The organism is Parasutterella sp. (genome assembly GCF_057870745.1).
Window position 1 is genome coordinate 1 of record NZ_DBMALT010000064.1, and the last position, 10034, is coordinate 10034.

The 10034-nt window shown below is 49.7% G+C and carries 10 protein-coding genes and 2 tRNA genes; 1 reads left to right on the plus strand and 11 read right to left on the minus strand.

Translation table 11 applies throughout. The features are described 5' to 3' along the window. Positions 1 to 1062: IS1634 family transposase (locus ACZND6_RS12040; protein WP_489524728.1), on the plus strand; the 1062-nt coding region annotated here is incomplete at its 5' end. Positions 1063 to 1238: 176 nt separating this feature from the next. Here ACZND6_RS12040 and ACZND6_RS12045 read toward each other — a convergent pair. From ACZND6_RS12045 to ACZND6_RS12095, 11 genes are all read right to left on the minus strand, one after another. Then, a tRNA-Leu gene (locus tag ACZND6_RS12045) sits at positions 1239 to 1323 on the minus strand. Positions 1324 to 1340: 17 nt separating this feature from the next. After that, a tRNA-Leu gene (locus ACZND6_RS12050) sits at positions 1341 to 1425 on the minus strand. Positions 1426 to 1481: 56 nt separating this feature from the next. After that, entirely contained in the window at positions 1482 to 1859 is a 378-nt protein-coding gene (gene secG / locus ACZND6_RS12055) for a preprotein translocase subunit SecG (RefSeq protein ID WP_008811165.1), read from the minus strand. A gap of 19 nt (positions 1860 to 1878) precedes the next feature. Beyond that, positions 1879 to 2646 (minus strand): triose-phosphate isomerase, encoded by a 768-nt coding sequence (gene tpiA, locus ACZND6_RS12060; RefSeq protein ID WP_489524729.1) that lies wholly within the window; start codon positions 2644 to 2646, stop codon positions 1879 to 1881. Positions 2647 to 2701: 55 nt separating this feature from the next. After that, positions 2702 to 3901: a [FeFe] hydrogenase H-cluster radical SAM maturase HydE gene (gene hydE / locus ACZND6_RS12065; RefSeq protein WP_050749103.1), complete on the minus strand. Its 1200-nt coding sequence runs from the start codon at positions 3899 to 3901 to the stop codon at positions 2702 to 2704. A 152-nt stretch (positions 3902 to 4053) separates the two neighbouring features. After that, entirely contained in the window at positions 4054 to 6228 is a 2175-nt protein-coding gene (pnp, locus tag ACZND6_RS12070) for a polyribonucleotide nucleotidyltransferase (protein ID WP_300876842.1), read from the minus strand. 185 nt (positions 6229 to 6413) lie between these two features. Next, positions 6414 to 6683: a 30S ribosomal protein S15 gene (rpsO, locus tag ACZND6_RS12075; RefSeq protein WP_008811161.1), complete on the minus strand. Its 270-nt coding sequence runs from the start codon at positions 6681 to 6683 to the stop codon at positions 6414 to 6416. 130 nt (positions 6684 to 6813) lie between these two features. Continuing rightward, positions 6814 to 7239 (minus strand): TfoX/Sxy family protein, encoded by a 426-nt coding sequence (locus ACZND6_RS12080; protein ID WP_300876828.1) that lies wholly within the window; start codon positions 7237 to 7239, stop codon positions 6814 to 6816. 64 nt (positions 7240 to 7303) lie between these two features. Continuing rightward, positions 7304 to 8863, minus strand: a complete 1560-nt coding sequence (locus ACZND6_RS12085) for a 2-isopropylmalate synthase (RefSeq protein ID WP_278384812.1) — start codon at positions 8861 to 8863, stop codon at positions 7304 to 7306. A gap of 324 nt (positions 8864 to 9187) precedes the next feature. Further along, positions 9188 to 9613 carry a hypothetical protein gene (locus tag ACZND6_RS12090; RefSeq protein ID WP_008811158.1) on the minus strand — a complete coding sequence of 142 codons (426 nt, stop codon included), beginning with the start codon at positions 9611 to 9613 and terminating at the stop codon, positions 9188 to 9190. A 69-nt stretch (positions 9614 to 9682) separates the two neighbouring features. Continuing rightward, the gene (locus ACZND6_RS12095) at positions 9683 to 9838 is read right to left on the minus strand and encodes an mRNA interferase (protein ID WP_149879615.1); all 156 of its coding nucleotides are present in this window, start codon (positions 9836 to 9838) and stop codon (positions 9683 to 9685) included. Positions 9839 to 10034 lie beyond the last annotated feature (196 nt).

The window sequence follows — 10034 nt, forward strand, 5'->3', positions numbered from 1 at the left end:
ATGTTGGTTGAGTCCAAAAGCGGGCTGCCCATCTTCTATCGAACCTACGATGGAAACGTTCCGGATGTACAAACTGTCAGACGAGTTATCGCTGATAACTCCCGACTAGGCATCCAAAATGTCGTCCTTGTGTCTGACCGCGGCTACAGCGGCACAAAAAATATCAATGACTGCCTGAGAAATAAAGTCGGGTTCCTGTTCAATATGAAATGCGGGATCTCCGGCAGTCTTACTCAAGAACTCATTGATGAAGAAAGGCTCAATCTGCAGGACTTAAACCGGAGGGATTGGTATACCCAGGTCTTCCAGGTGACAAAGAAAATCAATTGGATTTACGAGCCTAGTCCTGTAAAAAATCAGAAATCCACAAAAAAGACGCAGGAGAGCGAGGAGCTTTACTGGCACATCTACTTCGATCGACAAATTGCTGAGAACGCCAGACAAGGGCTGTTCGAGAGAATCGATCGCGTCCGGGAAAAGTTAGCCAACGGAAAGGCGCTCGATGAAAACGAACAAACTTTATTAGAAGAAGTGTTTGAAAAACATGAGCAAGACGATGCCGTCAGCTACAGCATCGACAATAAAAAAATGGATCAAAAGCTCCGCTACAAAGGCTACCGGGTGCTCGTGGGCGACGAAATATCCGATGCCGGAAAAGCTTGGTGCGCTTACCAGGAACGCTGGATCGTTGAAGATACATTTAAAACGCTCAAATCCCGATTGGGCTGCTCTCGAAATCGAGTCTCGGATAACGAGTCATTAACAGGTAAAACGTTTGTGCAGTTCTTAGCGACCTCTATTGCAATGATCGTCAGAACGAGACTGAGAAAATACAGTGAGGAGTGCAAAAAGAACACCGCCTTGCCGATGGTTTATGACGGAGACTGCAGAGTTCTGGACTCCTTGAACAATGTGATGCAGACCAAATTCTGCGGAGGCTATTACTTCGGAGAAATCGCAGGGAAAAGAAGGAAGTTATTTGAAGCTCTCGGGGTTCCTGTTCCTGACGCTGAGCCGGAAAAGGAACAGGATTACGAGGACGAAGAAGAAACAGAATTCTAGGGAGGCCGCCTTAAGTTCAGAGGCCGGCCTCTGCTAGATACCCTAACTTCTGCAATATTTCAGCTGAAAATGGCAGCGGAATCTCGTCAACTTTAAAAAGCAGAAATTAGCAAAGAAATGAGTAAAGCGTAAGGAAAAAGCCTGACAACTCTACGTTAATCAGGCTTTTTGAATTTTGGTGCCGTCGGTGAGACTCGAACTCACACGACTTTCGTCACCACCCCCTCAAGATGGCGTGTCTACCAATTTCACCACGACGGCTTAGCAATTAAATTTTTTGGTGCCTTCGATGAGACTCGAACTCATACGACTTTCGTCACCACCCCCTCAAGATGGCGTGTCTACCAATTCCACCACGAAGGCACTTTTTTCAACTTTTTCTTTCGTTTCCGTTTTCATCAGAACCGAAAGACGACATTCTACCTCGGAATTTGATTTTGTGCAGGCTTATCAGTGAAATCACTAGTATTAGTCGCAGGAACAGGGGGTGTGGGCTGAGCTGGAGCCTTCTGTTCAGTCGTAACAGTAGACAGAACACCGCCTGCAGCAGGAGCCTTGCGAACTTGACCGCCGAATGTCAGCGCTAATGTAGCGCAGAAAAAAATGGTGGATGCAACAGCAGTAGAACGGGAAAGGAAGTTGGCGCTTCCTGTGGCTCCGAAAAGAGAGCCGGAGGCACCGCCGCCGAAGGCTGCGCCCATGTCGGCGCCTTTACCGTGCTGAAGCAGCACTAAAACAATGATTGCAACTGCAGAAATCACCTGCAGAACAACCGCAACCGTAATCAGTAAATGCATAATAAATTGTATCCGTTTATTAAATCAGCCCTATTCCGCTGGCGGCCTGGGCAATGGCATAAAAATCCGCAGCTTTCAAAGAAGCTCCGCCGACCAATCCTCCGTCAATGTCATTGCAGGCAAAAAGCTCTGCCGCATTGGACGGCTTGACGGATCCGCCGTAAATAATTCTGAGCGCGGAAGCAGCTTGAGAATCCCGAGATTCTACACTATCCCTCAGTTCGGCGTGAACTAATTGAGCTTGCTGAGGCGTGGCGGTTTTGCCGGTTCCGATGGCCCAAACAGGCTCGTAAGCTACCGCGCCGGTAACCAAAGTTTCTGGTCCGATCGCATCGAGAACGGCATTGAGCTGTCCGATCACAACATCGCTTGTTCGTCCGTTTTCACGCTCTTCCAGCGTCTCGCCGACACAGACAATCGGACGAAGTCCGTGTTCGATGGCAATCTTGGCTTTTGCCGCAACGATTTCATTGGTCTCCCCGTGATACTGCCTTCTCTCGGAATGTCCGACAATGACCCAGGGGCATTTGACATCGGCCAGCATCCCTGCGCTCACTTCACCCGTAAAAGCGCCGGATTCATGAACGGAACAGTCCTGTGCGCCGACATTAATATCGAGTGCGCTTGTCAGAAATTTCTGCTGGAGATAGCGAATGTAGACAAAAGGCGGACACACGGCTAATTCGGTGTTCACGGGAGAAAAAGTTGTGAAGACGTTCGTCCATTGGTCAATGAAATCGACCGAGCCGTTCATCTTCCAATTGGCAATCACCAAACTTCTGCGCATCAGATAACTCCAATACTCTGTTGTAGAAACTAAATACCGAATTTTACTCGTAGTTTTACGAGTCAGTTGATTTAATCCACACCACGGACTGCTCGCCGGCGCTCTTTTTGCCGTCGTAGCCTTCCTGAGAGTTGCCGGTGCGGTTCAGCCACTTTCTCGACGATCCGGAAAGATTCCAGCCGACTTCTCTGCCCTTCGATTGAATGCGTTCTTCAAGCTTCAGACCGAAGGTTTCCGGATCATCTTTGAGTCCCGGTTTCTTGTCATACAGCTGATAGCCTTCTCGGTACTGCAGCGGAGTCAGATTCGGCATCACGACATTGGCGCCGTAAGAAATCGCAGTTTCTCGGCCCTGAGGATCCAAAACCTGCATCGCTGTCGCGGCGGCAATATTGATATTGCCCATCACCAAACGCGTGATCGCAATCATGTTCAAAGAAAGCTGGAAAAGCTTTTTGTTTTCCGTTTGGCCCAAAGACTTCAGATCCCCGCCCTCGCTCATGAGGTAGGGGCCCATGCCGATCATGTCTGCTTCAAGCTTCTGGAACAAACGAATGTCCGAACACAAATCTTCCAGGGTCTGGCCCGGGATTCCGATCATCACGCCGGTACCGACCTGATATCCGCACTCTTTAAGCCACTGCAAGCACTGGAGACGATGCTCCAGATGTTTGGACTTCTTGTGAGGAACGTTATGAAGAAAATCAAAAAGTTCGTGATTAGAGCTTTCAAAGCGTGCGAGATAACGAAGATTCTTGCGGTTGCCGCTGGCTTCCGCCCATTCTTCGTAGACTTCTTTCGTCTGATCTCCGAGACTCAAGGTAATGCCGAGACCATCCAGAAGGCTCTCTGAGACCGTCTTGCGATGAATCTCTCTTAGGCAGTCCGAGATAAAGGAAATAAACTTCGGATCGTTGCGCTCTCCGGCTTGAAGACAGATGCTTCCGTAGCCGTTTTCAGCCGCAAACATTGCCGCACCCAAGATTTCATCTTTGGTAAGCGTATAGCGGTGAACACCGTAGTTATCTTTGCGGATGCCGCAGTAACGGCAGTCAACCGTGCAGACGTTAGAGACTTCAATGAGTCCGCGGTAATAAACCTTATTGCCCATAAGCTCGGTGGTCTTCTTATAGGCAGCTTCCTGAAGCTTCTTGCAGTCTTCAGGTTCGGTCAGACCGAGCAGGAACACGATATCCTCATCGGATAAAGTTTCCTTCATCAGTACTTCATCGAGTGAGTTTCCGTTCAATTTCATTACTTTTTCTTGTCACAGTGCATCAGTGAATCGCTGCATTATGGCAAAGACATCTGAAGCAGTCATTACTAGTTTTCGCAACAAATTGAAAGACAAAACCGACGGTTTTAGCCGCCGGTTTTGTCATTAAGCTATCTCAGAATCAAAGGAAATTAGCCTTTGATGATGTCAGGATTGCCATCCTGCTGAGCAGCTTCTTCCTTCTTTTCCTTGTGTTCGGGCTTTTCAATCAAAGCCTTCATGGAAAGACGGATGCGATCCTTGTCATCGATCTCAAGAACCTTCACGCGAACGATCTGGCCTTCCTTGAGGTAGTCGCTGACCTGGTTGACGCGTTCATGCGCGATCTGGCTGATGTGCAGCAGACCGTCGCGGCCCGGCAGAACCTGAACGATAGCGCCGAAGTCGAGCAGTCTCTGAACCTTGCCTTCGTAAACCTTACCGACTTCAACAGTAGCGGCAAGTTCTTCAACACGACGGCGGGCTTCTGCACCGGCGGCTTCGTCAACGGAAGCGATGGTAACGGTACCGTCGTCTTCGATGTTGATTTGTGTACCGGTTTCTTCCGTCAGGGCACGAATCACAGCGCCGCCCTTGCCGATCACGTCACGGATCTTGTCCGGATTGATCTTGAAGGAAACCAGACGCGGAGCGTACGGAGAAAGTTCGGTCTTCGGACCTTCAACGGCTTCGTGCATCTTGCCGAGGATGTGCATACGGCCTTCCTTCGCCTGAGCCAAAGCCACCTGCATGATTTCTTTGCTGATGCCTTCAATCTTGATATCCATCTGCAGAGCAGTCACGCCGTGATCGGTACCGGCAACCTTGAAGTCCATGTCCCCGAGGTGGTCTTCGTCACCGAGAATATCGGTCAGAACGGCGAACTTATTGCCTTCCTTGATCAGGCCCATGGCAACACCGGCCACGAAGTCTTTCAGAGGAACACCGGCGTCAAGCAGAGACAAGCAGCCGCCGCAGACACTGGCCATAGAGGAGGAACCGTTGGATTCGCAGATTTCGGAAACCACACGCATGGTGTACTGGAAATCTTCTTCGTTCGGCAGAACGGCAGTTAGAGCGCGTTTAGCCAGACGGCCATGACCGATTTCGCGTCTCTTCGGAGAGCCGACGCGGCCGGTTTCACCGGTAGCAAACGGAGGCATGTTGTAGTGAAGCATGAAGCGTTCACGCTGTTCACCGGTCAGACCGTCAACGATCTGTTCGTCCTGTTTGGTGCCAAGAGTTGTGACAACAAGAGCCTGTGTTTCACCACGGGTGAAGAGCGCAGAGCCGTGAGCGCGCGGAAGAACACCGGTACGGATTTCGATCGGACGAACAGTGCGAGTGTCGCGGCCGTCGATACGTGGTTCGCCGGAAAGGATCTTGCCGCGGACGTGGGCAGCTTCCATTTCGAAGAGTATGTTTGCGACTTCGTTTTCTCCGATTTCAGCGAGTTCGCCGACTTCAACAGCAGCGTTAACTTTTTCGTTGACGTCGTCATAGATCGCGCGCAGGCATTCGTTGCGGTCCTGTTTGCTGCGATGCTCGTAAGCTTCATGAATACGGTTGCCGACGATCTGATTGATGAGCGCAACAAGCTGCTGATTGCGTTCTGCAGGAGCCCAATCCCACAGCGGTTTACCGGCTTCTTCAACGAGTTCGTCGATGGCTTCGATAACAACCTGCATTTTTTCGTGGCCGAACATCACGGCGCCGAGCATGACTTCTTCAGAGAGCTGATCGGCTTCGGATTCAACCATCAGAACGGCACGTTCCGTACCGGCAACAACGAGGTCGAGCTTGGAATCTTTCATCTGAGAAAGGTTCGGGCATAGAACATATTCGTTGTTAATGTAGCCGACGCGAGCAGCAGCGATCGGGCCGTTAAATGGCACGCCGGAAACAGCCAGAGCTGCAGATGCTGCGATCATGGAAGGAATGTCCGGATCAACTTCGGGGTTCACGGAAAGGACGTGAATAATGATCTGAACTTCATTGAAGAAGCCTTCCGGGAACAGCGGACGAATCGGACGGTCGATCAGGCGGGAAGTGAGCGTTTCTTTTTCGCTCGGACGGCCTTCACGCTTGAAGAAGCCTCCCGGAATACGGCCGGCAGCGTAAGTCTTTTCAATGTAATCAACGGTCAGAGGGAAGAAATCCTGACCCGGTTTAATTTCTTTCTTTGCAACAACAGTGGCTAATACGACAGTGTCGTCCATGTCACAGATCACGGCGCCGGAGGCCTGGCGAGCGATTTCGCCGGTTTCAAGACGGACGTTGTGATCGCCGTACTTAAAGGACTTGACTACTTTATTGAACATCGTCATGTCGTTCTTTTCCTTATGTTTGGAACTGCACATTGCGGTATCTACGACTCGGCGGTCCTCACCGCCTTACGTACATACAGCAACGCGCGTACGTTCCGGTTTAAAAAATTCTTATCTGTAAAAACAAACACAGCGGTCAACGGTAACAAAACCGCGGACCGCTGCTCATCGGTATGCCGGTAAGATTACTTACGCAGGTTGAGGGCTTCGATCAAAGCCTTGTAAGCTGCGAGGTCGCGACCCTTGAGGTAGTCAAGGAGCTTACGACGGCGGGAAACCATCTTCAAAAGACCGCGACGGCTGTGGTGGTCTTTCGGGTTAACTTTGAAGTGCTCTGTGAGTTCGTTGATACGAGCTGTCAGAAGAGCAACCTGAACCTGAGGAGATCCGGTATCACCCTTGGACTGAGCGAACTTCTCGATGATTTCAGCTTTTTGAGCAGTAGTCTGTGCCATTTTATTTTCCTTTGCCTTTCGGCGTTACGAGCGACTCCGACGGAAAATACGCCGGAGCGTGATTAAAACGAGTCGAGATTATATCTAAAAAATCCATTCTTCTCCTCGTTTTCCATCAGATCCTTAACTTTTAGTCACTGTTTTCTTCCGTGCCCTCACCCATTACGGCAGGATCATTCAATGGCGACCCCTCTCCGTCCCGATACTTTCTTATTTTTGCGGACTTTTTTAAGGACCTCGGTTTCTTTGATTTGGGTGCCGGAAGCATCTTTGCCGCAATGCCGAAGTATTGTTCAACAGCTTCGCGATCATCCGGATTATCAATCAGCCACATGGGATTGACCGCTCCGTCAAAAAGCAGCTTTTGAGGCATTTCAGGATGCAGTGCTCTCATCTCTGCATTGGTTTTGACGAGAACTTCGTTGTCACACAGAAAGCCGACCGGCTTCTCGTTCACATAGAAACAGTATTCTCCGAACATTCTCTTTATTCGAACCTCTCCTAGCGAGTTGAGCATGTCTGCAATATAGGAAGCCATTTCTGCGTCTGAAGCCATCTATATCTCCTTACAGCGACGGGCGCCGAAGCGCCCGTCTGTCAATCTACTCGTAAGTCAGCTCTTATGGAGTCGGCTCATGATCGAACTGAGGATTCTTGCGCTCTTCAACTTTAGCCAGCTTATTCAAGGCGTCTAAGTAAGCCTTAGCGGAAGCCGCCAGCACATCGGGGTCCGATCCGTTGCCGTTAACGACTCGGCCGCCAACAGACAAACGAACGGTCACTTCGCCCTGGGCTTCGGCACCCTTAGTCAGAGCGTTAATCGAGAAGAGCAGAAGTTCTGCTCCGCTCTTGGCGCAGCTTTCAATAGCCTGGAACGTCGCATCGACAGGACCGTTGCCTTCGGCACGTCCTACCCTTTGCTCTCCGTGGTCCATATAGGTCACTTCAGCTACCGGTGTCTTACCGGTTTGGCTTTCCTGCTTCAGAGAAACAAAAGAAATTTCCTGGGGCTGGATATTCTTAGCATCAAAGAGCGACTGAATATCTTCGTCAAAAATCTGAACTTTTCTATCGGCCAAATCTTTGAATCGGGCAAATGCGTCATCGATCTCGGCTTCGCTCTTTGTCGGAATGCCCAGCTCGCGCACACGCTGACGGAAAGCACTTCTGCCGGAGAGCTTGCCGAGCACCATACGATTGCTTGTCCAGCCCACATCTTCTGCGGTCATAATTTCGTAGGTTTCGCGATGCTTGATCACGCCGTCCTGATGAATGCCGGAAGCATGCGAGAAGGCATTTGAACCGACAACCGCTTTGTTCGGCTGGATGGGGAAACCGGTGACAGAAGATACGAGTTTTGAAGTCGGAACGAGCTGACGAGTGTTGATGTCAACGCCGAGCTTAAAGAAGTCATTACGGGTCTTAACCGCCATGACGACTTCTTCTAAAGCGCAGTTACCCGCTCTTTCGCCAAGACCGTTGATGGAGCACTCGATCTGACGAGCACCGCCGTGGACTACACCGGACAAGGAGTTGGCCACGGCAAGTCCGAGATCATTATGGCAGTGAACGGACCAAACGGCCTGATCGGAGTTATAGACGTGTTCACGCAAATCACGAACAAAAGCGCCGAACTCGGACGGAACTGCGTATCCGACGGTATCAGGAATATTGATCGTCGTTGCGCCTTCGCGAATCGCCGCTTCAATGATGCGGTAAAGGAATTCAGGCTGCGAGCGAGAAGCGTCTTCGCAGGAAAATTCGATGTCGTCGGTGTATTCCTTTGCGATGCGAATCGCTTCAACGGCACGGGAAATGACCTGCTCCGGCGTCATGTTGAGCTTCTTTTCCATGTGAAGGGGAGAAGTCGCAATGAACGTATGGATACGGCGTCTCGGGGCTGCGGCAATGGCCTCGCCGGCCTTTCTTACATCGGAAGGATTTGCTCGGGCAAGCGAACAAACGGTAGAGTTGCGAATCACCTTGGAAATTGCGCAGATGGATTCAAAGTCTCCGGGAGAGGCAGCAGCAAAACCGGCTTCGATCACATCAACGCCGAGAAATTCGAGCTGCTTGGCGATACGGAGTTTATCCTGCGGGCTCATGCTTGCGCCCGGGCTTTGTTCTCCGTCACGAAGGGTTGTATCGAAAATAAAAAGCTTGTCTCTTGCAGTTGTCATTGTTTTAGCCACAAAAATTGTTGAGATCTGAGCCTCACTGAAAAGCAGCGTAAACGTCTCTGCCCTACCTTTGAACAGCGACGCTTTCGAGCAAATACACTCTCCTTGTCGGAGCCTCCTGCTGCATCCCCGAAAGTGTCTGACGAATTACACCTTTTTTCGAGTGAAATCTATTTTCAATTTTAGATGGGATGAAGGCGATAAAGCTTAATTCACTTCAAATAATTAGTGGCGCTGGAATACGCAGAAGTTCTAAAAAAATTCCCGTCCGGATGTCTGCCATCTGCCAACGGGAGTTCAATTCCAACTTATTGTTGATGTTTGTCAGGCGATTGAATAGATCAATTTTTTTCCGGTAGCTTCGATTGCTTTTTCTAATGTATCAATCTTAGTTTTCTGTCTGGGATTTAAAATCCGAGTAACTTCCTGTTTGGCTATTCCTAAGCGTCTGGCGATTTGGATCGGTTTTGTCTTGGTTTCAACCATGGAATTAAGAAACAAAACCTTGACGGTTTCACTTGGAGTTAGCTCGACAGATACTTCATTCTTTTTTGCAGGTTTTGTGACAGTCGGGAAAATTTTTCCTTCATCAATGTAGTCGGAAACGCAATCGAGTAAAAGAGAGTGCATCTCTTTCACAGCCTCTTCCAAACTGTCTCCGAAAGCAAAGGCTGAAGGATTTTTACATTCCAGGATAACCTGACCGGTCTCAGAATCTCTCGATACTTCACAAGGGTAAGAAAATCTCACATGAACCTCCAATATCGTGAAAGGCGGGAATCCTCCTGCCTGCTACTTAAGTTCAAAGGCCGAGCTGCTTCAAAATTTTGCTAGAAGCATCGGAGGATACTCTTCCGCCGGATGCCTTTTGCAACCTGTTTGCTTGCCGCCGTAAGAAAGCTTCAGATGTCTTGTGCGATCCTCAACCTTCACGCCCTTGTCCTTAAGAGCTTTGATGAACTGGCCATATTTCATCCAAAACTCCTCAGTAACAACTAAATAGTAAACATTTTTTATTACTAAGTCAACTTTTATGTTTACTTAAGTTACTTGGTCAAGAAAGAGAAGACAATCGAGTAGGGTTTCGCTGAGTTCTAGCGAACACCCTCTCACACCACCGCCCGTACCGATCTGGTAGGCCAAGTCACCTTGGTTTTACGGCGGTTTCTCA